This is a genomic window from Salinisphaera sp. RV14 (assembly GCF_052044135.1).
Classification (GTDB): Bacteria; Pseudomonadota; Gammaproteobacteria; order Nevskiales; family Salinisphaeraceae; genus Salinisphaera.
In genome coordinates, this window is the sequence record NZ_JBQDYF010000012.1 from 1 (window position 1) to 26,664 (window position 26,664).

Sequence of the window (26,664 nt, forward strand, 5' to 3'; positions counted from 1 at the left end):
TAGCCCGCTTGTGCAGAGTGACTGCACGGCGCGCACTACGCCTCGTCTTGCCGCACAACAGCGCTTGGCGCGGACTCGCACGAAGCGGCAACAGGCCCTAGAACCGGATGGCAATCCACAGATCCCGCCGCCCAGAGACACTGGGCGCGAAGGGCTGCGGGCAGGGACTGCGCGCTCGCCTCGGACCCAGAGTGGTCATGATTGCCGCCGGCGCGTTCGACCGGCGGCTGTGCGCCCGCAACTGACGACAATTGACAGCGCGCGCCCCGTTTTCGTACATACAACACACGAAACCGACAAAGTTGACCCGCGGGGAGGGGTCGACATGAAGACACGCGTCGTCGCAGCCTGCGCGCTGCTCGCCATGATAGCCACGATCGGCGTCGCCTGGGCGGGGCAACCGCCGCAGGTGGAACTGGTCGACGTATACCACGGGAAAGTGGATGTCACGAACTACTGGGTATCGGAAAAGTATGACGGCGTACGCGGCTACTGGGACGGCCAGCAAATGCGCACACGCAGTGGCTCGGCTGTGGAGCTGCCGGCCTGGTTCACCGCGCATTTTCCGACCACACCCATGGACGGCGAACTCTGGGCCGGCTACGGCCGGTTCTCGACCGCCTCGACCCTGGTGAGAACAGCCGGCCCGGAGGATCCAGGCTGGCACGCGATCAGCTATCGGGTATTCGACCTTCCCGGCCGCAACGACGATTTCGACGACCGCGTGCCGGCGATTCGCCGCACCGTCGCGCGCATCGATGATCCATGGGTTGTCGCCGTGCGCCAGTTTCACGTCGCCGACAAGGACGCATTGCAGGCGGCGCTCAAGAACGTCCTCGCCAGGGGTGGCGAAGGGCTGGTCCTGCATCGCGGCAGCCGCGACTACACGCCGGGCCGCCATGCCGGCCTGCTCAAGGTCAAGCCCTATCGCGATGCGGAGGCGCGCGTCGTCGGCATCCACCCCGGCCATGGCCGTTTGAACGGGATGATGGGCTCGCTCGAAGTACGTATGCGCGACGGCCGCCAGTTCGCGATCGGCACCGGCTTCACCGACGAGCAGCGCGCCGACCCACCGCCGGTGGGTTCATGGATCACGTTCCGCTATCAGGGCACGACCGCCACAGGCCTGCCCCGCTTCGCCCGTTTTCTGCGCCGGCGCACCGGGGGGCCGCCGCCGGAAATTACCGCGGACGGCCACGCCGCCGCGCCGGAAGCCGAAGGCATCGAGGCCGACGACGACGCATAAACGCCCTCAGAGTTTAACGTCGAAGCCTTCGAACTCGGGCGGCCCGAGATAGATATCGCGGCGTCCGCCCGCGTTCTCGTGGGCCTTGCGAAATGCTTCGCTTCGCGTCCAGGCCTCGAAAGCCTCGCGCGAATCCCACTCCGAATGCGAGGCGAACAGCGTGTGCTCGTCCGTACTGGGCCCTTGCAGCAGGTTGAAGCGGCGAAAACCGGGCACCTGGTCGAGATGGGTTTCGCGCTGGCGCCAGATGGCGAGGAATTCGTCCTCGCAGTCAGGCTTGATCCGGAATCGATTCATGGCAATGAACATGGCATGGCCGTCGGTCGAAAAACGAGGCCTGATTGTAGACGCCTACCGTGCGCCCCGACAGAGGCATTCCGCGCCGGTTGCCGGTGGAGCCTCCCCGCTTGGGCTTGATCGCTTGCCTGCAGCGAAACGTCGGCCCCGTGTTCAATATGCGGTCAGCATCGATGATGGCCGCGGTCGCCGGCTGTCGCCCGACAACACCGTGCGCCCCAGCCCGGCGCTGGCATTCGCGCCGCGTTCACCTTATATTGCGCGCTATCTAATTTTTACGGGATTCATTCATGCCATTCGTCAATATCGCCATCCTGGAAGGTCATGATCGCGAATACGCCGAAGCGGTGGCCGACGCGGTCAACGAAGCGGCCCTCACCGCGCTCGATTTCCCGGCCGACGATCGCTATCAGCTGATCCGCGAATTCGCGCCGCACGCCCTCCAGCTCCAGACGCGTACCGCAGATCGCGTGATGCTTCATCTCGTGTTGCGCTCGGGCAAGACCGACAGCCAGAAAAAAGCCTTTTATCGCCGGGTGACCGATAATCTGGCGGCCCGCCCCGGTATCGACCCGCGCAACGTCATGATCACCATGACCGAGAACAACGACATCGACTGGTCCTTCGCGGATGGCAAGGCCAGCTTCATCGAAGACTGACGCGTGGCGCACACCAAAAAAAGCCGGCATCGCTGCCGGCTTTTTCATCCATGGGCCCGCAGCCCGGCGGGCTGTCAGCGGTTGCGCGCGTGGATGAAGGTCCAGTAACCGAAGGCGTTGACGGGCACGGACTCGATCACGTCGAGATCGGCCATGGCGAGAAATTCGTCGATCGGGAACGACGGCCGGAACCCCACCAGCTTGGACAACGGCGACGCCAGCCGCTCCAACTTGGCCATCGGGCCCTTGTGGCTGAAGTGGTTGACGATAAAGATCTCGCCGCCCGGCTTGCAGACCCGCTTCATCTCCTCGACCAGCTTGTGCGGATCGGGGGCGACGGATACCACGTACATCGCCACGACCTTGTCGAAGCTATCGTCGGGATACTCGGTGGCCTGGCCGTCCATCACCTGCAGCGTGATGCGATCGGCATTGCCGTTCACGCGCTGACGGGCATGTTCGAGCATGTCGGGCGAGACATCGATGCCGACCACTTCCACGCCCTCGGGGTAATGCTCGAGTGACAATCCAGTGCCGACACCAACTTCCAGTACGCGATCGCCGGCCTGGCAATCCATCTTGTGCACCGCGACCTGCCGTCCCTGTTCGAATACGGGACCGAAGAATCGGTCGTACGTACTGGACAGACGGCGGTAGGCGGTAACGACGGAACGTTCATCCATGGCGTGGTATGACCCGGGTTGCTTGACGAGGATGATCGAAAGCGCGAGGAGAATACGCCGATCTGCCGACGGATACAAAAAAGACCCGCCGCGCAGCAGCGGGTCGGCCCGCACCATGACCATACGGCGCGGGCGCTGACACTCACCCGGCGCTCGGTCTAGCCCTGATCGCGCTTCCAGTTGATCAGCCCGCCAGCGCGCAGAATCTCGACCTGGCGTTCGGACAGCGCATGCTTGCACTCGATGGTATCGCCGTTCGCGGTTTCGACCGACACCGTATCGCCCGAGGCCAGCGCTTCGTGCAGGCCGCTGATCTTGAGCGTCCCGCCCTGCTCGAGCTTGTCCAGGTCATCGCCGTTGGCGAACGTGAGCGGCAGCACGCCGAAGTTGACCAGGTTCGACCAGTGAATACGGGCATAGTCCTTGGCAATGACCGCGCGCAGCCCCAGATAGCGCGGCGCGATCGCCGCGTGCTCGCGGGAGCTGCCCTGGCCGTAGTTCTTGCCGCCGATGATCGCGTGATCGCCGGTTTCCTTGGCCCGATCCGGGTATTCCTCGTCGACCACGTCATAGACGAAGTTGGCGATCTCGGGAATATTCGACCGAAACGGCAATACCTCGGCGCCGGCGCGCATGATTTCGTCGGTGGAGATGTCGTCGCCCACCTTGAGCAGGATCGGCAGTTCGAACGCGTCGGGAATGCCGTCGAAGTCGGGCAGCGACTGGATGTTCGGCCCCTTGACCAGTTCGACCTTGCGCGCCTGCTCGTGCGGCAGCGGATTTTCGAGCATGTGATCGTTGACCACCGGGTCGTCGGGATTGCTGACCTTCGGATACGCGAAATCCAGCGTGCGCGGATCGGTGATCCGGCCCATCAGCGCACTGGCGACCGCCGTTTCCGGCGAACACAGGAACACCGAATCCTCGGGCGTGCCGGAACGGCCCGGAAAGTTGCGCGGGGTGGTACGCAGGCTGTTGCGCCCGTAGGCCGGGGCCTGCCCCATGCCGATGCAGCCGTTGCAGCCGGCCTGGTGGATGCGCGCGCCCGAGGCGATCAACTGCCCCAGGCGGTCATCGCGCGCCAGTGTCTGCAACATTGCGCGCGAGGAGGGGTTCACATCGAACGAGACATCCTTGGATACGGTCCGACCGCGGACCATCTCCGCGGCAACGGCGAAATCGCGGTAGCCGGGGTTGGCGGAGGAGCCGATATAGGCCTGATACAGCGCGTCGCCCGCGATCTCCGACACCGGCACGACATTGCCCGGCGATTGCGGCTTGGCAATCAACGGCACGAGTTCGGACAGATCGATCTCGTCGTGCTGGTCGTATTCGCAACCCTCGTCGGCCAGGAGTTGCTCGTACTCATCTTCGCGACCCTGCGATTTCATGAACCGCCGGATCTCGTCGTCGGCCGGGAACACGGTGGTGGTCGCGCCGAGCTCCGCGCCCATGTTGGCAATCACGTGCCGATCCATGGCCTCGAGATTATCCAGCCCCGGCCCGTAGTATTCGATGATCTTGCCGACCCCGCCCGATACGCCGTGCCGGCGCAACATCTCCAGAATCACGTCCTTGGCCGAGACCCAATCCGGCAGCTTGCCGGTGAGCTTGACCCCGAACACCTTCGGCATCTTGGTATAGAACGGCTCGCCCGCCATCGCCATCGCGACCTCGAGACCGCCCGCGCCGATCGCGAGCATGCCCATCGAGCCGGCGGCCGGCGTGTGGCTGTCCGAGCCCAGCAGAGTCTTGCCAGGGCGGCCGAAACGCTCCATGTGCACGGCATGCGAAATCCCGTTGCCCGGACGCGAGTAGTAGGCGCCGAAGCGCTCACACGCCGATTGCAGGAACAAGTGATCGTCCGGATTCTTGTTGTCTTCCTGGATCAGATTGTGGTCGACGTATTGCGCCGAGACCTCGGTCTTGACCCGGTCCAGCTGCATGGCTTCGAGTTCCAGCATTACCAGCGTGCCGGTCGCATCCTGGGTCAACGTCTGATCAATCTTGAGCGCGACCTCCGAACCCGGGTTCATCCGGCCGTCCACCAGATGCGCGTCGATCAGTTTTTGGGCAACGTTCTGTGCCATGTCGGCCTCCATAAGTGCGTTGTCCCCACTCTAGCGCTGCAAATGGCTCCGGACCAAGCCGCCGGGTGGGAACGAACCCATTGATTTCGCGCCAATCGCTAATGATTCTTATTACACACAACGGTTTTATGCGGCTTCCGACCGCAGCCCTCGCCATGCACGTGACTTTTGGTCTATTTTGACGCCACTCAATCGAGGCACGGGGATTCGGCGGTGACGCACCGCTCGGCCGATTTCCCTGTAAACTACATCGAATTGCCCGGCCGATTCCGCATCGCGATGCCCGGCTCTGGCGTAGGATGGATACGAGCTATATGGACCCTGCAGCGCAACACGCCGTCGTCATCTGGCCGCTGATCCTGTTCGCGGCGGCCGCCATCGGCCTGATCGGGCTCATGCTGGGCATGTCCTACATGCTGGGCGGGCGCCACGACGAGCGGTTGGGCAACCAGCCCTACGAGTCGGGCATCAAGCCCACCGGCGGCGCGCGGATGCGGTTTTCGTCCAAGTTCTACCTGGTCGCGATCATATTCGTGCTGTTCGATCTGGAAGTGGTGTTCATCTTTTCCTGGGCCATCGCCGCGCCCAAACTCGGCTGGACCGGCTATGAAGCGTTCATGAGCTTCCTGTTCGATCTGACGCTCGGCCTGGCGTATGCCTGGCGGATCGGCGCGCTCGATTGGGCGCCCAAGGCGCCGCGCCAGTTCCGACTGCACGCGATAGAAAGCAATCAACGCCGTAATCTGCCCAGCGAACAGAGCTAGGCAGCCATTGCGGCTGGCACCATTTGACTCAAACGGTAACGAGCCATGTCTTGGTCTCTCACCAGCGCTGATAGCAACCCGACTCCCGGTTCCGGCACCCCCGGCGACCACGGCGGCACCGTCGAGGACGCGATGGCCCGCAATGTCGTCACCGCCAAGCTGGACGACCTGGTGGCGTGGGGCCGCAAGAACTCGCTCTGGCCCTTCAACTTCGGCCTGTCCTGCTGCTATGTGGAAATGGCCACCGCCCTGACCGCGCCGCACGACATGGCCCGCTTCGGCTCCGAGGTGATCCGCGCCACACCGCGCCAGTCCGACGTGATGATCGTGGCCGGCACCTGCTTTCTCAAGATGGCGCCGGTGATCCAGCGCCTTTACGAGCAGATGATGGAACCGCGCTGGGTTATTTCAATGGGATCCTGCGCGAATTCCGGCGGCATGTACGACATCTACTCGGTAGTCCAGGGCGTGGACAAGTTCATTCCGGTGGATGTCTATGTCTCGGGCTGCCCGCCGCGGCCGGAAGCCTTCCTGGAAGGCCTGCTGCTGCTGCAGGACTCGATCACCGTCGAGAAGCGGCCGCTGTCGTGGATGATCGGGCCGCAGGGCGTCACCCAGGCGCCGAAGCTCTCCCAGCGTGACAGCAAGCGCGCGGACCGCCTGGCGGCGACCACGCTGCGCACCCCCGACGAAGTGTAAGGGCCCAACGGATGCTTGATACCGTAGACATTCAGCGTCAGCTGACCGAGCGATTCGGCGAGAATACGCTCATCCCGCAGATCACCGCGGACGGCACACCCACGTTCTGGGTCGGCCGCGATCGCGTGCTCGAAGTCCTGAAATACCTGCGCCAGGATTCTGCGCCGGCCTATCGCATGCTCTACGATCTGACCGCGATCGACGAGCGCGCGCGTCATTTCCGGCAGGGCCAGCCCGACGCCGATTTCACGGTTGTCTATCACCTGCTCTGCCTGTCGCCAGTTGCCGAAATCCGGATCAAGGTCGCCCTGTCGGAAAACGATCTGACGACCCCGAGCGCGACCGGCATCTGGCCGAATGCCAACTGGTACGAGCGCGAAGTCTGGGACATGTTCGGGATCACCTTCGACGGCCACCCGAACCTGCGCCGCATCATCATGCCGCCGACCTGGCAGGGCCATCCCCTGCGCAAGGATCACGCGGCCCGCGCGACCGAATTCGAGCCGCTGCATCTGGACCCCAAGCGTCAGGACATCGAGGAAGACGCGCTGCAGTTCAAACCCGAAGACTGGGGCATGCAGCGCGAGTCGGAAGACCACGAGTTCATGTTCCTCAACATGGGGCCGAATCATCCGTCGGTACACGGCGTGTTCCGTATCGTGCTGCAGCTCGACGGCGAGGAGATCGTCGGCGCGGTGCCGGATATCGGCTACCACCATCGCGGCGCCGAGAAGATGGCCGAGCGCCAGTCCTGGCACACCTACATCCCGTATACGGACCGGATCGATTATCTGGGCGGCGTCATGAACGAGCTGCCCTATGTGATGAACATCGAAAAGGTGCTGGGCATCGAGGTGCCGGAGCGGGTCAAGGTCGCCCGCGTGATGCTGTCGGAGTTCTTCCGCATCACCAGCCACCTCATGTTCTTCGGCACCTACGTTCAGGACATCGGCGCGATGAGCCCGATCTTCTGGATGTTCTCGGACCGCCAGAAGGCCTATGACGTCATCGAGGCGATCACCGGCTTTCGCATGCACCCCGCGTTCTTCCGTATCGGCGGTCTGGCCATGGATCTGCCGAAAGGCTGGGATCGCCTGGTCAAGGAATTCCTGGACTGGTTCCCGAAACGCCTGACCGAATACAAGAAGGCCATGGCCCGCAACAGCATGCTGGTCGAGCGTTCCAAGCACATCGGCGCCTACTCGCAGGACGAGGCCATCGACTGGGGCATCACCGGCCCGGGCCTGCGCGCCACCGGCGTCGATTTCGACCTGCGTCGCGACCGCCCCTATTCCGGTTACGAGAACTTCGATTTCGACGTGCCGCTCGGCGCCAACGGCGACTGCCTGGACCGGCTGGACGTGCGCATCGAGGAAATGTTCCAGAGCTGCCGTATCATCGAGCAGTGCATGAAGAACATGCCGGAAGGCCCGTACAAGGCCGACCATCCGCTGGCCACGCCGCCGACCAAGGAGCGCACGATGCACGACATCGAGACGCTCATCGCCCACTTCCTCACGGTGAGCTGGGGTCCGGTGGTGCCGGCCATGGAGTCCTCGACCATGATCGAGGCGACCAAGGGCCTGAACAGCTATTACTCCATTTCCGACAAGAACACGATGAGTTATCGCACGCGTATCCGTACGCCGAGCTTCGCCCATCTGCAGCAGATCCCGCTGATCTCGCAGGGCGGCCTGGTCGCGGACCTGGTCGCGATCATCGGTTCTATCGATTTCGTTATGGCGGACGTCGACCGATGATTGAACTCAGCGAAGCCGAAATCGAGGGCATCAAGCACGAGATGTCGCTCTACGAGGACCCCGGGGCCGCGACCATCGAGGCCCTCAAGATCGTGCAGGAACATCGTGGCTGGGTGTCCGACGAGGCCATGGCGGCCGCGGCCCAGGTGGTGGGCGTGACGCCGACCCAGATGGAAGCGGTCGCCACGTTCTACAACCTGATCTTCCGCCAGCCCGTGGGCCGGCACGTGATCATGCTGTGCGATTCGATCTCGTGCTATCTCGCCGGCTACGAGGAAGTGCGCGACCACCTGAAGTCGACGCTCGGCATCGATTTCGGCCAGACCACCGCCGATGGTCGTTTCACCCTGCTGCCGATCTGCTGTCTGGGCGACTGCGACAAGGGCCCGTCCATGCGCGTGGGCGAGACCTACCACAGCCATCTCACGCCCGAGCGGGTCGACGAGATTCTGGCGGAGTACAAGTAATGGAAGAGACGAAGGTACTGACCCAGCGCATTCGTCCCGACCGTTCACCGGTCTGGATCGACGACTACATGAATCTGGGCGGCTACGAGGCACTCAAGACCGCGCTCGCCGACTACGGCCCGGCCGAAGTGGGCCCGCTGATCAAGGAAGCCGGCCTGCGCGGGCGCGGCGGCGCGGGCTTCCCCACCGGCGTGAAATGGTCGTTCATGCCCCGCTTCGAGGATCGCCCCGACGAACGTCCGGCACATGTCTATCTCGTGGTCAACGCCGACGAGATGGAACCGGGCACGTTCAAGGACCGGCTGATCATGGAAGGCGATCCGCATCAGCTGATCGAAGGCATGATCATCGCCTCCTACGCCATCGGCGCCGACACGGCCTATGTGTTCCTGCGCGGTGAGTACACCGAGTGCCGCCGGCGCCTGCAGCAGGCGATCGACGAAGCCCACGCCAAGGGCTTTCTCGGCGAGAACATCCTGGGTTCGGGGTTTTCGCTCAACCTGCATCTGCACATGAGCGCCGGCCGCTATATCTGCGGCGAGGAATCGGCCCTGTTGTCGGCCCTGGAAGGCCGGCGCGCGGTACCGCGTCACAAGCCGCCGTTTCCGGCCGCATCCGGCCTGTTCGGCCAGCCGACGACGGTCAACAACGTCGAGACCATCTGCAACGTGCCGCACATCGTGAAAAACGGTGCCGAGTGGTACAAGAGCCTGGGGCTCAACAAGGACGGCGGGACCAAACTGTTCGGCGCCTCAGGCCATGTGGCGAAGCCCGGCCTGGCCGAGTTCCCGCTGGGCGTGAAACTCGGCGACGTGCTGGAACACTTCGGCGGCATCCGCCACGGACGCAAGCTCAAGGGTCTGTTGCCGGGCGGCGGCTCCACGCCGTTTCTCACACCCGAGCATCTCGACACGCCGATGGATTACGACGGGGTCGGCGCGGCCGGCTCGCGTCTGGGCACGGCCACCATGGTCGTGTTCGACGACCAGACGCCCATCGTCGGCGTGCTGAAGAATCTCGAACATTTCTACGCCCAGGAATCCTGTGGCTGGTGCACGCCCTGTCGCGACGGCCTGCCCTGGGTGGAGAAGATGCTGGTCAACCTGGAAGCCGGAAAGGGCCAGCCGGGCGATCTCGAGCTGCTCGACCTGCATGTCAAGCTGCTCGGCCCGGGCAAGACCTTCTGTGCCCACGCGCCCGGCGCGATGGGCCCGCTTGAGGCCGGCCTCAAGTATTACCGCGACGAACTCGCAGCGCTGATCCCCGACGATGCATCCAATCTGTCGCGGACCGAAGCAGCGAACGCGAATCCTCTTTAATTAGCGCACGGTTAAGTCATGGCAACGATTACGATCGACGGTAAGGAATTCGATGTCGACGACACCGAAAACCTGCTGGCCGTCGCCCTGTCGAAGGGCTTCGATCTGCCCTATTTCTGCTGGCATCCGGAGCTGCACAGCGTCGGCGCCTGCCGTCAGTGCGCGGTCAAGTCCTATCGCAACGACGAAGACGAACAGGGCATGATCGTCATGGCCTGCATGACGCCCTGTTCCGACGGCGGTCGCTTCGAGATCGACGACGAGCAGGCCGCCGAGATGCGCCGCCAGGTCATCGAATGGCTGATGATCAACCACCCGCACGACTGCCCGGTCTGCGAGGAAGGCGGGGAGTGCCATCTGCAGGACATGACCCTGATGGCCGGCCATACGCAGCGTCGCTATCGCGGGCCCAAGCGCACCCACAAGAACCAGGACCTCGGCCCGTTCATCAACCATGAGATGAACCGCTGCATCGCCTGCTATCGCTGCGTGCGCTACTACCGCGACTATGCCGATGGTGACGATCTGCGCGCGCTGGGTTCGCACAACAACGTCTACTTCGGCCGTGAATCCGACGGCGCGTTCGACAACGAGTTCTCGGGCAACCTGGTGGAAGTCTGCCCGACCGGCGTATTCACCGACAAGACGCTCGGCGCCCACTACAATCGCAAGTGGGACATGCAGAATGCCCCCGGCATCTGTACCCACTGCTCGCTGGGCTGCAACACCAGCCCTGGTTCGCGCCAGGGCGTGCTCAAGCGTATCCAGAACCGTTATCACGGCGAGATCAATCACTACTTCCTGTGCGACCGCGGCCGCTTCGGTGCCGGCTTCGTCAATCGCGACGACCGCCCGCGCCAGCCGCTGGTACGCAACGCCGACGGCATCCTCGAGCCGCGCGAGATGGACGTCATGCGCGACGTCATGGAAGAGGTCTTCGCCAAGGCCAAGGGCGTGGTCGGCGTGGGCTCGCCGCGGGCCTCGCTGGAAGACAACTTCGCCCTGCGCCATCTGGTCGGTGCGGAGCACTTCAGCAACGGCATGAGCCCGGCCGATTCGGATGCCAGCCTGGCCGCGCGTGACACGATCTCGGCCCATGCCGATCGCCTGGCCACGCTGCGCGAAGTCGAATCCTGCGACGCCGTGCTGATTCTCGGCGAGGACGTGACCCAGACCGCGCCGCGGCTGGCCCTGTCGCTGCGCCAGTCCCGCCGCAACAAGCATCTGGAGCACGCGGCGGCCAACAAGATCCCGAAGTGGCATGCCCGTGCCGTGCGCGACATCGGCCAGCACAACAATAGCCCGATCTTCTCGGCGACCACCCACGCCACGCGCCTGGATGACATCGTGATGTCGCCGCAGCGCCTGCGCCCGGCCGCGATCGCCGAGCTCGGCTTCGCCGTGGCCCATGCACTCGACAACACCGCCCCCAAGGCCGGCCCGCTCGACGACGAGACCCAGGCGCTGGTCGATGCCATCGCGGCAACGCTCAAGAGCGCGAAGAAACCACTGATCGTCGCCGGCACCAGCCTCGGCGATCCGGCCATCCTCAAGGCCGCGGCCAACGTGACCCAGGCGGTCGCCGCCGCCAATGACGCTGCCCGCCTGTTCGTCACCCTGTCCGAGGCCAACTCGCTCGGCATGGCGATGCTGGAACAGCGCAACGTCGATCACGCGCTCACCGCGATCGAGGACGGCTCCGCCGACACCCTGGTGGTGATGCAGAACTGCCTGTACGAGCGCGCGCCCAAGGCCCGCGTGGATGCCGCGATCCGGAAGGCCGCGCACGTGGTGGTCATGGATCACAGCATGACGCGCACGGTGGGCGAAGCCACGCACGTGTTGCCGGCCGGCAGCTTCGCCGAGGCCGACGGCACACTGGTGAACAACGAAGCACGCGCCCAGCGTTTCTTCCAGGTTTTCATCCCCGACGCGCCGATGCAGGAAGGCTGGCGCTGGGCAGCCGATCTGGCCGAAGTCGCGGGCCACAAGCCCGACTGGCTCGGCATGGACGATCTGATCCAGGCCATCGTCGCCGAATGCCCGCAGTTCGCCGGCATCGAGGACGCTGCCCCCAGCCAGAGCTTCCGCAAATTCGGCATGCGCTTCCCGCGCAGCCCGCACCGCTTCTCCGGCCGTACCGCGATGTACGCCAACGTGGATGTGCGCGAGCGCCGGCCCGAGGTCGATCCGGATTCGCCGCTGGCCTACTCGATGGAAGGCTATTACGGCGTGGATCAGCCGCCGTCGACGCTCGCCTACGCCTGGAGCCCCGGCTGGGATTCCAACCAGGCGGCCATCACCCGCTTCCAGGACGAAGTCGGCGGCCATCTGAAAGGCGGCGACCCCGGCATAAGGCTGTTCGCCACGGCTTCCGGGGCGGGCGAATTCTCTGCCGCCGAGGTGACGGCGGTCGACGGCTGGCAGGCCGTGCCGATGCATCACATCTTCGGCAGCGAATCGCAGTCGGCGCGCGCGCCGGCCATCGCCGAACGCATGCCGGCCCCGGAATACCGCATCAACGCCGAAGCCGCCAAGGCGCTCGGCGTCGCCCCCGGTGATTCGCTCGAACTGGCCGTGGACGGCGAAACCCATGCCTTCCCGCTGGCCATCGATCCCAGCCTGCCCGACCGGACCATCGGCGTGCCCGTGGGCATGCACGGGGTCTGCGGCCTGCGTCTGCCCGTGGAAGTGAAACCATGATCTTCGGTATCTCCGAGCACGAAATCCTGTCGGCCGTCGTCACCGCGATCCTGACGATCGTCACCCTGATGGGCTGCGTCATCATGGCGGCCCTGATGATCCCGATCGAGCGCCGGCTGCTCGGCCTGTGGCAGGACCGCTACGGCCCCAACCGGGTCGGCCCGTTCGGCTCGCTGCAGGTCGTGGCGGACATGATCAAGATCTTCTTCAAGGAAGACTGGATCCCGCCATTCGCCGACAAGGCGGTGTTCGTGATCGCGCCGGCGATCATCATGTTCACCACCATCATGGCGTTCGCCGTCGTCCCGTTCACCGAATCCTGGACCATCGCCAACCTCAACGTCGGCGTGCTCTTCCTGCTGGCCATGAGTTCGCTGGGCGTGTACTCGGTGATCTTCGCCGGCTGGTCTTCCGACAACAAATACGCGCTGCTCGGCGCCATGCGCACAGCAGCCCAGATGATTTCGTACGAAGTCTTCATGGGCCTGTCGCTGTTGGGCGTGGTGCTGCTGGCCGGCAGTTTCAATCTCGGCGACATCGTCGAATCGCAGCGCGGGATGTGGAACGTGATCCCGCAGTTCCCGGCGTTCGTGGTCTTCTTCATCGCCGGCTGCGCGGAAATCCATCGCGCGCCGTTCGACCTGCCGGAAGCCGAGCAGGAGCTGACCGCGGGTTATCACACCGAATACTCGGGCATGAAGTTCGGCATGTTCTTCGTGGGCGAGTATCTGGGCATCGTCTTGATCTCGTGCCTGGTCACCACGCTGTTCTTCGGCGGCTGGCTCGGCCCGTGGCTGCCCGGTTTTGTCTGGTTCTTCCTGAAGGCCTTCTTGTTCATGTGCTTCTTCGTCCTGTTGCGCGCGGCCACCATCCGCCCGCGGTATGACCAGCTCATGGCCTTCGGTTGGAAGGTGCTGCTGCCGATCGCCCTGCTCAACGTGGCGATCACCGGCGCGATCGTCGTCGCCCAGAGCTAGTGAGACGCCGGCGCCGCCCGCGCTGCCGGTCGTACAACGTGTTTGCAACGAGTCGTTTATGAAAAACGCCGCACAGAACGCCTTCTCCGCCACGTCGAGCGTGCTCCGCACGATCGGCATGACGTTCATGCATTCCTTCCGCAAGCGGGACACGGTCCTGTATCCGGAGGAAAAGCCCTATCTGCCGCCGCGCTATCGCGGCCGCATCGTGCTCACCCGCGACCCCGACGGCGCCGAGCGTTGTGTCGCCTGCAACCTGTGCTCGGTGGCCTGCCCGGTCGACTGCATCAGCGTGGTCAAGACCGAGGACGAAGCCGGCCGCTGGTATCCGGAGACGTTCCGGATCAACTTCTCGCGCTGCATCTACTGCGGCTATTGCGAGGACGCCTGCCCGACCTACGCGATCCAGCTCACCCCGGATTTCGAGATGGGCGAATTCGATCGTCAGAACATGGTCTACGAGAAGTCCGATCTGCTGATCTCGGGCGTCGGCAAGCGCCCCGGCTACAACTTCTACCGGGTGGCCGGCATGTCGGTCGGCGGCAAGGACAAGGGCGAGGCCGAGAACGAGGCCGCGCCGGTCGATATCAAGACGCTGCTGCCGTAAGCCAAGGGGATCGTCGTGGAAATTACATTCTTCATCGCCGGCATCGTGGCCCTCGCCGCGACCCTTCGGACCATCACCTGTTCGAACCCCGTGCATGCCCTGCTCTATCTGATCACGTCGTTGCTGGCCGTCGCCATCGACTTCTATGCCCTGGGCGCCGCGTTCGCGGCCACGCTCGAGGTCGTGGTCTATGCCGGCGCCGTGATGGTGCTGTTCGTTTTCGTGGTGATGATGCTCAATCTCAACCAGGAGACGGTCGAGCGCGAACGTCACTGGCTGCGGCCCAAGCTGTGGGTCGGCCCGTCGGTGTTCGCCGCCATCCTGCTCGTCGCCATGGTCTGGTCGATAACCGTCGGCGGCGCGATCGGCGGCATCAACGGCACACCGCTTTCGGCCAACGCTGTCGGTTCGACCCTGTTCGGCCCCTATGTGCTGGTGGTCGAGCTGGCCGCCTTCCTGCTGCTCGCCGCCCTGGTCGTTGCCATCCACATCGGCCGTGACGAGCGCAACGAGGCCCGCTGGAAAGCCGAGCACGGCGATCGCGAGACCACCGAGGCAGGGGAACAATAATGACGGGACTTCCCATTCAATACGGCATGGGGCTGGCCGCGCTGCTGTTCATCGCCGGCCTGACCGGACTGGTGGTGCGGCGTAACACGCTGTTCATCCTCATGAGCCTGGAAATCATGCTGAACGCCACGGGCCTGGCCTTCATCGTCGCCGGGGCCCACTGGCAGGCCGCCGACGGCAACGCGATGTTCATTCTGATCATTGCACTGGCCGGCGCCGAGGCCTCCATCGGCCTGGGCCTGCTGCTCCAGCTGTACAAGCGTTTCCGCACGATCGACATCGACGCAGCCAGCGAGATGCACGGATGAATCTTCTAGTCCTGACCCTAGTCTTTCCCCTGGCCGGCGCCATTGCGCTCTCCCTGTTCCCGCGCATGGCCGACAACGCGGCCCGTACCATCGGCGCGGCCTCGGTCGGCCTCGCCGCGCTGGTCACCGCGCTGGTGATGGTGTTCTGGGGCGCCAACGGCGGTTATCCGTACGTCCAGACGCTGTGGCAGTGGATCGCCGTGGGCGACTTCCACATCAACTTCGGTCTCTACCTGGACGGCCTGTCCATCACCATGATGGGCGTGATCACCGGCGTAGGCTTTCTGATCCACTGGTTCGCCGCCTGGTACATGGTCCACGACCTGGAAGGCTCGCCGGGCATGGCGCGGTTCTTCGCCTACATGAACCTGTTCATCGTGGCGATGCTGTTGCTCGTACTCGGCGACAACCTGCTGCTGCTGTACCTCGGCTGGGAAGGGGTGGGCCTGTGCAGCTATCTGCTGATCGGCTACTACTACCAGACCCCGGCCAATGCCTGGGCCGCCTTCAAGGCCTTCATCATCACCCGTATCGGCGATGTATTCCTCGCCATTGGCCTGTTCCTGCTGTACACGGTGTTCGGCACGCTCAACATCCAGACGCTGCTGCATGACGCGCCGCAGGTCTGGAGCCAGGGCGATGCCACCGCCAACATCGCGGCGCTGTTGATCCTGCTGGGCGCCTGCGGCAAATCGGCCCAGTTACCGCTGCAGACCTGGCTGGCGGATGCCATGGCCGGCCCGACACCGGTCTCCGCGCTGATCCACGCGGCCACCATGGTGACGGCGGGTGTGTACCTGATCGCGCGCATGCACGGCATCTTCGCGATGGCACCGGCGATCCAGGAACTGGTCGGCGTGATCGGCGGCGTCACCCTGCTCATCGCCGGTCTGGCGGCCACCGCCCAGACCGATATCAAACGCGTGATCGCCTATTCGACCATGAGCCAGATCGGCTACATGTTCCTGGCGCTCGGCGTGGGCGCATGGCAGGCCGCCATCTTCCATCTGATGATCCATGCGTTCTTCAAGTCGCTGCTGTTCCTGACCGCGGGTTCGGTGATCATCGCCTGCCACCACGAGCAGAACATCTTCAAGATGGGCGGTCTGCGCAAGACGCTGAAACTGGACTACTGGCTGATGATCATCGGCGGCTCGGCGCTGTCCGCGCTGCCGCTGGTGACCGCCGGCTTCTACTCGAAGGACGCGATCCTGTGGGACGCCGTCGCCAACGGGCATGGCATCCTGTGGCTGTTCGGCCTGATCGGCGCGTTCATCACCTCGATCTACACCTTCCGCATGATCTTCATCGTCTTCCACGGCGAAGAGAAGACCCATGCCCACCCCGGCCACGGTATCCCGCATCACGTGCCGCTGATGATCCTGGCCGTGCTGTCGACCTTCGTCGGCGCGCTGATCCATCAGCCCCTGGACGGCGTGCTGCCCTCGGGCGCAGTCGAAGGCCATCCGTGGATCGAGATCGTGTTCGAGATCATCTCGAGCGTGGTCGCGCTGGTCGGCCTCGGCGTGGCCGCGGCGCTGTTCCTCGGCAAGCGCCAGCTGATCGCGCAGGCCACCCAGGACGGCCCGGGCCGCAAGACCTGGCTGTTCTTCCACAGCGCGCTCGGCTTCGACTGGCTGTACGACAAGGTCTTCGTCCAGCCCTTCCTGTGCGTCGCGCGCGGCCATCGCCGCGACTGGATCGAGGCGATCGTGAACGTGGTGCCCGGGCTGGCTTCGGTCGGCAACTCGGGGCTGTCGGCGGTCCAGTCGGGCCGGCTGCGTTGGTATGCAATGGTCATGTTTGCCGGTGCGGCCGTGCTGCTGGCCGTGTTGATGTTCGGATAAGAAGGCGATTCGATGCTCCTTTGCTGGCTATTATTCATCCCCTTCATCGGCGGCGCGCTGTGCTGGCTCGTCGGCCGCGGCAATTCCGAAGGCGCCGCACCGCGCTGGATCGCTTTCGCCTCCATGGCGCTGGTGTTCATTCCGGCGCTGTGGCTGTGGGCCACCGGCGACTTCTCCCTGGCCGGGCTCGGCGGCAACGCGCCGCACTGGCAACGCGAGATCAGCGTGCCGTGGATTCCGGCCTTCGGCATCGATTTCCACCTGGCGGTCGACGGGCTGTCGTTGATCATGGTGCTGCTGGCCAGCCTGCTCGGCATGCTGGCCGTGGCCTGCTCCTGGAGCCAGGTGCGCGAACGCGTGGGCGCCTTCCACATGAATCTCATGTGGACGCTCGGCGGCGTGATGGGCATCTTCCTGGCGATCGATCTGTTCCTGTACTTCTTCTTCTGGGAACTGATGCTGATCCCGATGTACTTCCTGATCGCGCTCTGGGGACACGGCGAGTTCGACCGCGCCTCCCATGTCCGCGCCGCGGTGAAGTTCTTCATCTATACCCAGGCCAGTGGCCTGTTGATGCTGGCGTCGATTCTCGGCGTGGTGTTCGTGCACTACGCCCAGAGCGGTCACCTGACCTTCAACTACAACGCCCTGCTGAACACCCAGCTCGGCGGCGGCCTCGGCATGGTGCTGATGCTCGGCTTCTTCATCGCCTTCGCGGTGAAGCTGCCGGCGGTGCCGTTCCATGGCTGGCTGGCCGATGCCCAGGCCAACTCGCCATCCTCGGGCGCGGTCGACCTGTCCGGAATTCTGGTCAAGACCGCCGCCTACGGCTTTCTGCGACTGGCGCTGCCGTTGTTCCCGGAGTCCTCCGCGGCCTTCGCACCGATCGCCTTGGCGCTGGGCGTGATCAGCATCTACTACGGCGCGGTCATGGCCTTCGCCCAGACCGACATGAAGCGCCTGATCTCGTATTCGAGCATCTCGCACATGGGCTTCATCCTGGTCGGCCTGTATGCCGGCACGCTGCTGTCGCTGCAGGGCGTGATGATTCAGGTCGTGGCCTCGGCCGTATCGACCGCCGCGCTGTTCATTCTCGCCGGCCAGCTCTACGAGCGCATGGGCACCCGCGACATGCGCCAGCTCGGCGGCTTGTTCGGACGCCTCGGCGCCCTGCCCGGCTTCGCGCTGATCTTCGTTGTGGCCTCGCTCGGCATGCCGGCGACCGCCAACTTCATCGGCGAATTCCTGATCCTGTTCGGGGCGTTCGCCGCCTGGCCGTGGGTGGTGGTGGTCGCCTCCGGCGGCATGATTCTCGCGGCCGTGTATGCGCTGTACCTGATGCATCGGGTGTACTGGGGCACGCCGTCCGGCGAGGACACCATCGCGCGCATGAGTGCCCGCGAGTACACCATCATGATGACGCTGGTCGTGGTCACGCTGATCGTCGGTCTGTTCCCGCAGACCATACTGTCGGTCTCGCAGACCACCATGACCGAAGTCTCCCACTGGTTCGCCACGGGGCTGGCCGCCTCCTCGGCAAGTTAAGCGATAGCTGACATGAACGACACCTGGAACCAACTGGTCGCGGTGCTGCCGCCGATTTTCACCTGCCTCGCCGTGATCGGCGTGATGGCAGCCATCGCCTGCAAGCGCAACCACGGCTCGGCCGTCGCCATCACGGTGGTGGGGCTGAATCTGGCGCTGGTCTCACTGCTGGCCGTGCTCGCGGTCACGCCGATCCAAGTCACGCCGCTGTTCGTCATCGACGATTACGCGGTGTTCTTCTGGGCGGTGATTCTGGTCGCGGCTCTCGCCACCTGTACCTTTGCCGGCGCGTACTTCGAGGGGCTCGACGACAATCGCGAGGAGTTCTATATCCTCGTCGCATCGTCGGTGCTCGGCGGCATGGCGCTGGTCGCCAGCCGTCACTTCGCCTCGCTGTTCATCGGCCTGGAACTGCTGTCGGTGCCGCTGTACGGCATGATCGCCTACACCTACCGCGAACGGCAGTCGCTGGAAGCCGGCTTCAAGTACATGGTGCTCTCCGGCGCCGCCTCCTCGTTCCTGCTGTTCGGCATGGCGCTGCTGTACGCGGCCTCGGGCCATCTGGACTATGAAGGCCTGGCTGTCGCCCTGCAGTCGGGCGCTCCCGGCCACGCCTGGGTGCTGATGGGCGTGGGCATGATCCTGGTCGCGCTCACCTTCAAGCTGTCGCTCGTGCCCTTCCACGTCTGGACACCCGACGTCTACGAAGGCGCTCCCGCGCCGGTGTCGACCTTCCTCGCGACGGTCAGCAAGACAGCGGTGTTCGCCCTGCTGATGCGCTTCTTCTTCCTTGCGCCGGTGGCCCACGATCCCTGGCTGCTGACACTGGTGGGCGTGATCGCCTTCCTGTCGATGTTCGCCGGCAACCTGCTGGCCCTGCGCCAGACCAATATCAAGCGCATTCTGGGTTACTCGTCGATCGCCCACATCGGTTATCTGCTGACCGTGATCGTCGCCGGCATCCCGCTGTCGATCGAGGCCACCGGCGTGTATCTGGCGACCTACGTCGGCACCACGCTGGGCGCTTTCGGTGTGGTCTCGCTGGTCTCCAGCCCGTTCGCCGGGCGCGATGCAGCCCACCTCGACCATTATCGCGGCCTGTACTGGAAGCGTCCGATCCTGGCGGTATCGATGGCGATCATGATGCTCTCGCTGGCCGGCATCCCGCTGACCATGGGCTTCATCGGGAAGTTCTACATTCTGTCGGTGGCGGTCGCCGCCGGTCTGTGGTGGCTGGTCGCCGGCATCATCATCGGCAGCGGCATCGGCCTGTTCTACTACCTGCGCGTGATGGCTCTGCTGTTCATGGAACGCCCGGCCGACGCACGCGAGCCGGCCACCGGCGGTATGGGCCAGACGGCCGGCACCGTCGTGATCTGGCTGCTGGCGGCGGTGACGATCATCGTCGGCATCTACCCGACCTGGCTGATCGATCTGGTCGGCGCTTCGAGCATCGCCGGCATCGGCTGATACGCGAGCGCATCGATACGCATGAAAAAGCCCGCGAACGCGGGCTTTTTCATGCGCGCTCGTCAGCAGGCAACGACCGATCAGATTCGAACGACCGCCCCCGGGTTGAGCCGGTTATGCGGGTCGAACGCGGCCTTGAGCGCGCGCAGCATGTCGATCTCGACCGCCGGCTTGAGACGCACGATCTCATCGACCTTCAACCGCCCCACCCCGTGCTCGGCGGCGATGGAGCCGCGCATGGCGGCGACCCGATCGTGAACCAGGCGATGCAACTCGGCTTCATGGCGCCGGAACTCGGCGTCTTCCATCGCCCGTGGCCGCGTCAGGTTGAAGTGCAGATTTCCGTCGCCCACATGGCCGAACACGCACGGCCGGATATCCGGTACGGCGGCATGCAGTCGCGGTGTCATGTCGGCAATGAACGCTGGTAACTTCGACACCGGCAGCGAAATATCATGCTTGATCGAGGCCCCGGCCGCGGTCTGGGCCGGCGGGATCGACGTACGCAGGCGCCATAAGTCCGCCATCGCTTCGGGCGTCTCGCCGAGTACGTGATCGACGATATCCCCTTCCGTCGTGGCATGTCGCAGCGTATCTCTACAGGTCGCGGCGAGCCAGTCGCCAGCAGCCGAGATGGCCACCTCGACCAGCAGATACCAGTCGGCGCGTGTGGCAAACGGCACACGGCAATCGACGGAATAATCACAGGCCAGCTCGAGCGCCTGGGCCGAGATCAGTTCGCAACCGACGACGTGCTGGCCGGTGTCGCGCCGCAGGCGCGCGGCCAGACGCACGCCCGCGGCCACATCCGCCAGCGCGCAGAATGCGACGGCACGTTGCCGTGGCGGGTCTGCCAGTTCCAGCACGGCGGCTGTCATGATGCCGAGCGTGCCTTCGGAGCCGACGAACACGTCGTTCAGATCGTAACCGCTATTGTCCTTGCGCAGCCCGGTGAGATTGTCCCAGACGCGCCCGTCCGCCAGCACGACTTCCAGCCCCAACACGCGATCGCGCGTGTTGCCGTAGTGCACGACATTGAGCCCGCCGGCGTTGGTCGCGAGATTGCCACCGATACGACAGCGCTCGCTCGACGCGAGTTGAATCGGTAGATAGAAACCGGCGGCCTCCGCGGCACGCTGCGCATCCGCCAGCGTGCAACCCGCCTCGACCGTCATCGTGGCGTTGTCGGCATCGATCTCCCGGATATGATCCAGACGCTCGAGGCTGAGAATCACCTGCCGTCGCGGATCGTCCGCCGCGGATCCACCGACCGTGCCGGTATTACCGGACTGCGGCACGATCGCGGCGTCGAAGCGCGCGGCCACGGTCACGATGCGCGCCACCTCGTCGACATTGGCCGGGCGCACGATCGCCGCCGCCTGCGGCTCGAACGCCCCTCGCCATTCGGTGAGATAGTGCGCGGCGGCCTCGCCTTCGACGATGACCTGCTCGGCGCCGACCACCTCGGCCAGCGCCGTGATCAATGTTTCGCTCATCGGTCAGCGCCCCACGAGATCATTCAAGGCCGCCTCGAGTTCGGGATACTCGAACACATAGCCGGCCGATTCCAACGCGCGTGGCACCGCCCGCTGCCCGGTCAGCAGCAGACGCGCCATTTCGCCGACCATGGCTTTCAACGCCGGGCCCGGCACCCAGGCAAACGAGGGCCGGTGCAGAACGCGCGCCAACGTCCGGGTGAAAACGCGATTGGTCACCGGCTTCGGCGCCGTGAGATTGTAGGCACCCTGACAGCTCGTCTCGCGCATCAGAAAGCGAATCGCGCCGACCTCGTCGCGAACATGAATCCAGGGCATGTACTGGCGGCCGCTACCGAAATGCCCGCCCAGACCGAACTTGAACGGCGTGATCATCTGCGCCAGCGCGCCTTCGTTCTTCCCAAGCACGATCCCGGTCCGGATGAAGCAGACGCGCACACCGTATTCATCGCGCGCCCGCGCGGCTTCGCCTTCCCAGTCGGCACAGAGCCGCGACTGGAACTCGTGGCCCGCCGGCTCGCTTTCGTCCAGCACGTCATCGCCACGTGCGCCATAAAACCCGACCGCCGAGCCGCTGATCAGCACGTCCGGCTTTGTGTGGCATCGACCGATGAAATCCACGAGATCCCGCGTAACCGAAAGCCGACTTTCGCGCATCTCGCGCTTGCGCGCCTCGGTCCAACGCCCGGCGGCCAGATTCTCGCCGGCGAGGTTGATCACCGCGCGCGGCTCGCTCGCCTGCGCCAACGATTCGACCGGCACGACGCTGGCGGGCAGCACGCGTCGTGCTTTTGCCGCATCGCGCGTCAATACTTCCACCGTCCAGCCATCGGCCAGAAGATCAGTAACCAGGTGCCGGCCGATGAAGCCGGTGCCGCCGGTGATGAGTACGTTGTTCATGCGTCGCTGCTCCTGAAGGGCGCTGCGCGCGCCGACGTTCCGGATCATGAGAATCCGCTTGCATTGTGCCGCCCAACGCGGGTCTAATGGCAAGCGTGCGGCGGTAGCTCAGTTGGTAGAGCGCGACCCTCCCACGGTCGAGGTCGCGAGTTCGAATCTCGTCCGCCGCTCCATTCAATGCCTTGGCCGACCCGTCCGTCTATCGCCGGGTGAGCAGTTGCCGTTGCTTGAGCGCGTGTACGACAGCCGCGGCCAGCGCGTCGGCCCGGCTCGACAGATGCCGCGAGCGGCCATCGTCGATGGCGAATCTTGCCATCACCTTCTGGGTCTTCGCGTCGATCAAACTCACGCGGTAGCCGATTCGGCCGTCATCGAGAATACGGCGCGATGCGGCTTTCGGATCCGCCAGCTCGATGACCACGATCGCCTGTGCGCCGCTGTTCAAGGCGGCCCGATGCCGGCTATCGCCATTCTGCGGCCGCGTCGGCGGCGCGGCCTGGAGCATGGTGTCGCAGGCATGCCCCGCCGACAGCAAATGACGGCACAGGGCTTTTTCGTAGGCCCCCTCGACCGCGAGGTCGCTGAACGCGGCGTAGGCCAGGAAACCGTCGTAATGGGTGTGGGCAGCACCTGGCGAGACGAACCCCTGCGTGGGCAGGCCGGCGCAGCCGGCGACCGACAACACCACCGCGATGGCGAGGATCGGCAGGCGTACTCGCCAAGTCAATCGGGACAAGGACACGGGGCTAGCGACTCGGTTCATCGCGCAAGGCTAGCGGCAACGCAGCCGGTTCGCCAGCGCGCCGCCCGATTTTCACGCCGGTCACGGCGCGATGTTCGGCCCCGGCAGCTGGTCCGCCAGTTGTTCCAGCTGTTCCCGGCCCACGATATCGCGAGCGCTCTGGGCCACTTCGACCAGGGCGTGTACGGCGAAACGTTCGCGGATCTCGTCCAGGTACTCGTTCTGCTGGGCCACCCGTTCGGCAACGAAGGCGCTGTCGGTATCGGCCGGCCAGAGTCGATTCACGAACAGTTCGCCGACCGGAATGCCCGCCTCTTCGAGCTGGGCGATGAGACGCACGGTTTCCTCGATCGGCAGACGCTCGGCCAGTAACACCGGATGAAACAGGGCCTCTCGATGCAGACGCTGGCGTGACCGCGCGAACCGCTCGGCGCGCTGGCGCAGACGCGACAGCACCCGATCGTCGCGATCCGGCTCCGACACACCGGCCATGGAACGCCACATGCCCTGCAGCCGGTTCACCTTGGCCCGCTGGCCGGCCAGCCCTTCGACCCAGGCACCCAGCATCGACGGCAGGGTGAGCAGCCGCAGTGTATGCCCGGTGGGCGCGGTATCGAACACGATGCGGTCGTAATCGCCGGGCGCGGCATCCATCAGGCGAGTGAAGCGATCGAACAGCGCCGACTCCGCGGTGCCCGGTGCCTGCACCGCCAGCTTGAGATGGCGATCCAGGGCCGGCAGCACCGCCTTGGAGACCGCCTCGCGCGCGTCCTCGCGAATCGAATCCACATAGCGCTCGGCGTCGGCGGTCGGGTCGATTTCCATGGCCCAGAGATGGTCGCCGGCAACCGTGGGCGCGTCGCCCAGCTTCGTGCCCAGCAGATCCGACACCGAATGGGCCGGATCGGTGGAGACCAGCAGCGTGCGCTCGCCGGCCGCGGCCAGGCGCAGCGCATGCGCCGCCGCCAGCGTGGTCTTGCCGACGCCGCCCTTGCCGCCGAACAGAAAGAAGCGCGTGGGTTCGTGGTGGTCGTGGTCGTGCGCCATCAGCAGCACACCCCGGCTTCGGGGAATGTCTCCATGCCCATGCGCTGGTGCCAGCGATGAAACGCCTCGATCAGATCCGGGTAGAGTTCCAGCGCGAAGTAGTCGGCGGGGCCGGGAATACCCAGCGCTTCCAGGAACAACAGCGCCACGAGCACGTCCTCTTCCTTGCGGGCCTCGCGTGCGATGCTCGCCCGCCAGGGGGCCACGAACAGCTGGTCGTGATAATCGTTGATGCGGCGCCAAAGACTCTTGTCGTCCGCCATGCGGCCTCCGCTGGATCTTTCGGGAATGGAACCGCCAGCGACCCTCAGGCCGCGCGGGAATCGTGCAACTGTGCCATCACCGCGGCGACAATCGTTTCGGGCGGCGGCAACGCGCCCGAGTACAACACCTCACCGTCGAGCACGATGGCGGCCGCGGCGCCCGCGCGCGACAGGCTTTTCAGCGAGGCGCCGACACCGCGCCCGGCCCGACGCGACGCGCGCCAGACCGCCGGATACAGCCACACCGTGTTGCGCGGGTCGACCACATCGATGACCAACCCCGGCGCCGCGTCGCGCAGGCGCCGGTAGACCGTGCCGACCGATTCCATCACCGCCCGGCTGTGCGCGTAGTCGGCCGCGCCACCGAGGTCGGTATGCGCCTCACCGAGCCGCCCGCAGCAGCCCGAGCCACTGTGCTGGGCGTCCTGCTCGCGCACGAGGATCAAGCGATGTCCGGTACCGATGCTCATGCCTCGTTGGGCACCCCGGCACGACGTTCGCCCCGCTGGCGATTGAGCGCGGTGACCGCTTCCACGATGAGCCAGGCGGTGAGTACCGCGATCCCGGCATCCATGATCAACAACATCCAGCTGCCTTCCTTGAGAAAGGAGACGAGGTTGAGCAGCAGCGCCCAGCTGGTCATGAACAGCAGGAAGGTCAGCGGTACGAGGGCAGCCAGCGGATTGCGATTGCGCGACATCACCCAGACGCTGATCACCGACAGGGCCAGCCCCGCCGTGAGCTGGTTGGTGGTGCCGAACAGTGTCCAGAGCTGGCCGAAGGCAAAGCCCTTGCCGCCGGCGCCGTTGCCTCCCGGCACCAGGGCCAGCGCCAACGGAATCAGCACGGCCAGCGTGGTCAGGATGGTGGTCTTGCCAACCAGGGCCCGAAAGCCGGCCAGTTCGGCGATCTCTTCCAGGATGTAGCGCTGCAGGCGCACGCCGGTATCCATGGTGGTGCCGGCGAAGGTCACTACCACGACCACGGCGAACGAGGCGCCCAGCTGGGCATCGATGCCGAGATTGGCCAGGAAATGCCCGACACCATCGACGAAATGCCCGAGCGCCCCGCCCGACGCCGCGCCAAAGCTGGAATAGGCTGTGTTCCAGTCCGCCGCCGAACCGAGCCCGGCGGTGCAGGCCAGGATCGCGGCCAGCGCCAGCGAACCCTCGCCCAGCGCCCCGCAGTAGCCGATGTAGCGGGCATCGGTTTCCTTGTCGATCTGTTTGGACGTGGTGCCCGAGGCGACCAGGCTATGGAAACCCGAGATCGCGCCGCAGGCGATGGTGATGAACAGATACGGGAACCACTGCTTGGTGCCCTCGGCCACGTGGTTCACCGCCGGCGCCGTGATCTGGTCCCAACCGACGATCACGCCGGCGAAGATCACCGCGAGTGCGACCAGCAACTGCTGACCGTTGATGTAGTCGCGCGGCTGCAGCAGCAACCACACCGGCAGGCGCGAGGCGAACCAGGTGTAGGCGAAAATGAGGATTACCCAGGTCGTGCGCACCGACAGCCCCACCAGGTGGGCCAGGCCGTCGACATGAATCGGGTACATCTGGCCGATCGGGATCGCCGCATACAACAGAACCAGCCCGATGATCGACGGAATCAGCACCGCGCCCTTCATGCGATACACCCATTGGCCGATGCACATCGCGATCGGGATCACGATCACGGCCGGGATCACCGAGCCCGGGTGTGCTTCGAACAGGATGGCCATCACCACGCCGAACACCGCGTTCACCAGCGTCAGCAGGAAGAAGATGATCAGCAGGAACAACGTGCTGGCGCGCGCGCTGATGACCTTGCCGGACAGCGTGCCGATATTCTGGCCACGATTACGCGCGGAAGTCACGATGGCGCCGAAATCGTGCACGCCGGCACCGAATATCGTGCCCAGGATCACCCAGGCGATCGCCGGCAGCCAGCCCCAGTAGACCGCGATCGCCGGCCCGACGATCGGGGCCGCCCCGGCCACCGCCGTGAAGTGGTGGCCCAGCAGGATGTGTTTGTTGGTCGGTACGAAATCGACCCCGTCCGACAACTCGTGCGACGGCGTCTTGAAGTCCGGGTCCAGCGCATAGACGCGCTCGGCCAGATACCGGGAGTAGAAGCGGTAGCCCAGGTAAAAGGCCCCCAGCGTTATCACGATCAAATAGAAAGCCGGCATGCGCGGTCCCCCGACGGCCGAAACAATGG

At 65.0% G+C, this 26,664-nt stretch carries 25 protein-coding genes and 1 tRNA gene; 16 read left to right on the forward strand and 10 right to left on the reverse strand.

The features are described from left to right. Nucleotides 1–229 precede the first annotated feature (229 nt). A complete protein-coding gene (locus ACS8Y6_RS12420; protein ID WP_440848974.1) occupies nucleotides 230–1,246 on the forward strand; it encodes a DNA ligase in 1,017 nt (338 codons plus the stop codon). 6 nt (nucleotides 1,247–1,252) lie between these two features. Here ACS8Y6_RS12420 and ACS8Y6_RS12425 read toward each other — a convergent pair whose 3' ends face one another. Beyond that, nucleotides 1,253–1,555 (reverse strand): antibiotic biosynthesis monooxygenase family protein, encoded by a 303-nt coding sequence (locus ACS8Y6_RS12425; protein WP_440855685.1) that lies wholly within the window; start codon nucleotides 1,553–1,555, stop codon nucleotides 1,253–1,255. A gap of 278 nt (nucleotides 1,556–1,833) precedes the next feature. Between ACS8Y6_RS12425 and ACS8Y6_RS12430 the strand changes: the two genes are divergently transcribed. After that, the gene (locus ACS8Y6_RS12430; protein ID WP_440848977.1) at nucleotides 1,834–2,202 is read left to right on the forward strand and encodes a tautomerase family protein; all 369 of its coding nucleotides are present in this window, start codon (nucleotides 1,834–1,836) and stop codon (nucleotides 2,200–2,202) included. A gap of 74 nt (nucleotides 2,203–2,276) precedes the next feature. Here ACS8Y6_RS12430 and ACS8Y6_RS12435 read toward each other — a convergent pair whose 3' ends face one another. Beyond that, a complete protein-coding gene (locus ACS8Y6_RS12435; protein WP_440848978.1) occupies nucleotides 2,277–2,885 on the reverse strand; it encodes a class I SAM-dependent methyltransferase in 609 nt (202 codons plus the stop codon). Nucleotides 2,886–3,043: 158 nt separating this feature from the next. Next, nucleotides 3,044–4,975: an aconitate hydratase gene (locus ACS8Y6_RS12440; RefSeq protein ID WP_440848979.1), complete on the reverse strand. Its 1,932-nt coding sequence runs from the start codon at nucleotides 4,973–4,975 to the stop codon at nucleotides 3,044–3,046. Nucleotides 4,976–5,274: 299 nt separating this feature from the next. Here ACS8Y6_RS12440 and ACS8Y6_RS12445 point away from each other — a divergent pair, with 299 nt between their 5' ends. Genes ACS8Y6_RS12445 through nuoN form a run of 13 tightly spaced genes read left to right on the forward strand, consistent with a single transcriptional unit; the run spans nucleotide 5,275 to nucleotide 20,011 of the window. Then, entirely contained in the window at nucleotides 5,275–5,739 is a 465-nt protein-coding gene (locus tag ACS8Y6_RS12445; protein WP_440848980.1) for an NADH-quinone oxidoreductase subunit A, read from the forward strand. A gap of 45 nt (nucleotides 5,740–5,784) precedes the next feature. Continuing rightward, nucleotides 5,785–6,438, forward strand: coding sequence for a NuoB/complex I 20 kDa subunit family protein (locus ACS8Y6_RS12450; protein ID WP_440848981.1), 654 nt, complete (start codon nucleotides 5,785–5,787; stop codon nucleotides 6,436–6,438). Nucleotides 6,439–6,449: 11 nt separating this feature from the next. Beyond that, nucleotides 6,450–8,198: an NADH-quinone oxidoreductase subunit C/D gene (gene nuoC, locus ACS8Y6_RS12455; protein ID WP_440848982.1), complete on the forward strand. Its 1,749-nt coding sequence runs from the start codon at nucleotides 6,450–6,452 to the stop codon at nucleotides 8,196–8,198. Next, entirely contained in the window at nucleotides 8,195–8,665 is a 471-nt protein-coding gene (gene nuoE, locus ACS8Y6_RS12460; RefSeq protein ID WP_440848983.1) for an NADH-quinone oxidoreductase subunit NuoE, read from the forward strand. The genes nuoC and nuoE overlap by 4 nt, the downstream gene beginning before the upstream one ends. Beyond that, nucleotides 8,665–9,984, forward strand: a complete 1,320-nt coding sequence (gene nuoF, locus ACS8Y6_RS12465) for an NADH-quinone oxidoreductase subunit NuoF (protein WP_440848984.1) — start codon at nucleotides 8,665–8,667, stop codon at nucleotides 9,982–9,984. The genes nuoE and nuoF overlap by 1 nt, the downstream gene beginning before the upstream one ends. 18 nt (nucleotides 9,985–10,002) lie before the next feature. Beyond that, complete coding sequence (gene nuoG / locus ACS8Y6_RS12470) at nucleotides 10,003–12,687, forward strand: NADH-quinone oxidoreductase subunit NuoG (RefSeq protein WP_440855686.1); 2,685 nt, start codon at nucleotides 10,003–10,005, stop codon at nucleotides 12,685–12,687. Further along, nucleotides 12,684–13,664, forward strand: a complete 981-nt coding sequence (gene nuoH / locus ACS8Y6_RS12475; RefSeq protein WP_440855687.1) for an NADH-quinone oxidoreductase subunit NuoH — start codon at nucleotides 12,684–12,686, stop codon at nucleotides 13,662–13,664. Before nuoG ends, nuoH begins: the two co-directional genes overlap by 4 nt. 58 nt (nucleotides 13,665–13,722) lie before the next feature. Next, a complete protein-coding gene (gene nuoI, locus ACS8Y6_RS12480) occupies nucleotides 13,723–14,271 on the forward strand; it encodes an NADH-quinone oxidoreductase subunit NuoI (RefSeq protein WP_440848987.1) in 549 nt (182 codons plus the stop codon). A gap of 15 nt (nucleotides 14,272–14,286) precedes the next feature. After that, nucleotides 14,287–14,841: an NADH-quinone oxidoreductase subunit J gene (gene nuoJ, locus ACS8Y6_RS12485; RefSeq protein WP_440848988.1), complete on the forward strand. Its 555-nt coding sequence runs from the start codon at nucleotides 14,287–14,289 to the stop codon at nucleotides 14,839–14,841. Beyond that, on the forward strand, nucleotides 14,841–15,149 hold the full coding sequence (nuoK, locus tag ACS8Y6_RS12490; protein WP_424819076.1) for an NADH-quinone oxidoreductase subunit NuoK: 309 nt from the start codon (nucleotides 14,841–14,843) through the stop codon (nucleotides 15,147–15,149). Before nuoJ ends, nuoK begins: the two co-directional genes overlap by 1 nt. Continuing rightward, nucleotides 15,146–16,996, forward strand: coding sequence for an NADH-quinone oxidoreductase subunit L (gene nuoL / locus ACS8Y6_RS12495; protein WP_440848989.1), 1,851 nt, complete (start codon nucleotides 15,146–15,148; stop codon nucleotides 16,994–16,996). Before nuoK ends, nuoL begins: the two co-directional genes overlap by 4 nt. 12 nt (nucleotides 16,997–17,008) lie before the next feature. Beyond that, a complete protein-coding gene (nuoM, locus tag ACS8Y6_RS12500; RefSeq protein WP_440855688.1) occupies nucleotides 17,009–18,541 on the forward strand; it encodes an NADH-quinone oxidoreductase subunit M in 1,533 nt (510 codons plus the stop codon). A 12-nt stretch (nucleotides 18,542–18,553) separates the two neighbouring features. Further along, a complete protein-coding gene (nuoN, locus tag ACS8Y6_RS12505; protein ID WP_440848991.1) occupies nucleotides 18,554–20,011 on the forward strand; it encodes an NADH-quinone oxidoreductase subunit NuoN in 1,458 nt (485 codons plus the stop codon). An 80-nt stretch (nucleotides 20,012–20,091) separates the two neighbouring features. Here the strand turns inward: nuoN and ACS8Y6_RS12510 are convergent, their stop codons facing one another. Both ACS8Y6_RS12510 and ACS8Y6_RS12515 read right to left on the reverse strand, forming a co-directional pair. After that, nucleotides 20,092–21,507, reverse strand: a complete 1,416-nt coding sequence (locus ACS8Y6_RS12510) for an FAD-binding oxidoreductase (protein WP_440855689.1) — start codon at nucleotides 21,505–21,507, stop codon at nucleotides 20,092–20,094. Nucleotides 21,508–21,510: 3 nt separating this feature from the next. Further along, nucleotides 21,511–22,407, reverse strand: a complete 897-nt coding sequence (locus ACS8Y6_RS12515) for a TIGR01777 family oxidoreductase (RefSeq protein ID WP_440848993.1) — start codon at nucleotides 22,405–22,407, stop codon at nucleotides 21,511–21,513. Between the two features lie 97 nt (nucleotides 22,408–22,504). On the opposite strand from ACS8Y6_RS12515, the gene ACS8Y6_RS12520 reads away from it, so the two are divergent. Beyond that, nucleotides 22,505–22,580 (forward strand) — tRNA-Gly (locus ACS8Y6_RS12520). Between the two features lie 26 nt (nucleotides 22,581–22,606). Here the strand turns inward: ACS8Y6_RS12520 and ACS8Y6_RS12525 are convergent. The 5 genes from ACS8Y6_RS12525 to ACS8Y6_RS12545 form a co-directional block, all read right to left on the reverse strand. Then, a complete protein-coding gene (locus ACS8Y6_RS12525) occupies nucleotides 22,607–23,143 on the reverse strand; it encodes a hypothetical protein (RefSeq protein ID WP_440855690.1) in 537 nt (178 codons plus the stop codon). 87 nt (nucleotides 23,144–23,230) lie between these two features. After that, nucleotides 23,231–24,196, reverse strand: coding sequence for an ArsA family ATPase (locus ACS8Y6_RS12530; RefSeq protein WP_440849073.1), 966 nt, complete (start codon nucleotides 24,194–24,196; stop codon nucleotides 23,231–23,233). Then, a complete protein-coding gene (locus tag ACS8Y6_RS12535; protein WP_109993867.1) occupies nucleotides 24,196–24,459 on the reverse strand; it encodes a cory-CC-star protein in 264 nt (87 codons plus the stop codon). Before ACS8Y6_RS12535 ends, ACS8Y6_RS12530 begins: the two co-directional genes overlap by 1 nt. Nucleotides 24,460–24,503: 44 nt before the next feature. Continuing rightward, the gene (locus ACS8Y6_RS12540; protein WP_440848995.1) at nucleotides 24,504–24,929 is read right to left on the reverse strand and encodes a hypothetical protein; all 426 of its coding nucleotides are present in this window, start codon (nucleotides 24,927–24,929) and stop codon (nucleotides 24,504–24,506) included. Continuing rightward, entirely contained in the window at nucleotides 24,926–26,635 is a 1,710-nt protein-coding gene (locus ACS8Y6_RS12545; RefSeq protein ID WP_440848996.1) for a carbon starvation CstA family protein, read from the reverse strand. Before ACS8Y6_RS12545 ends, ACS8Y6_RS12540 begins: the two co-directional genes overlap by 4 nt. Nucleotides 26,636–26,664 lie beyond the last annotated feature (29 nt).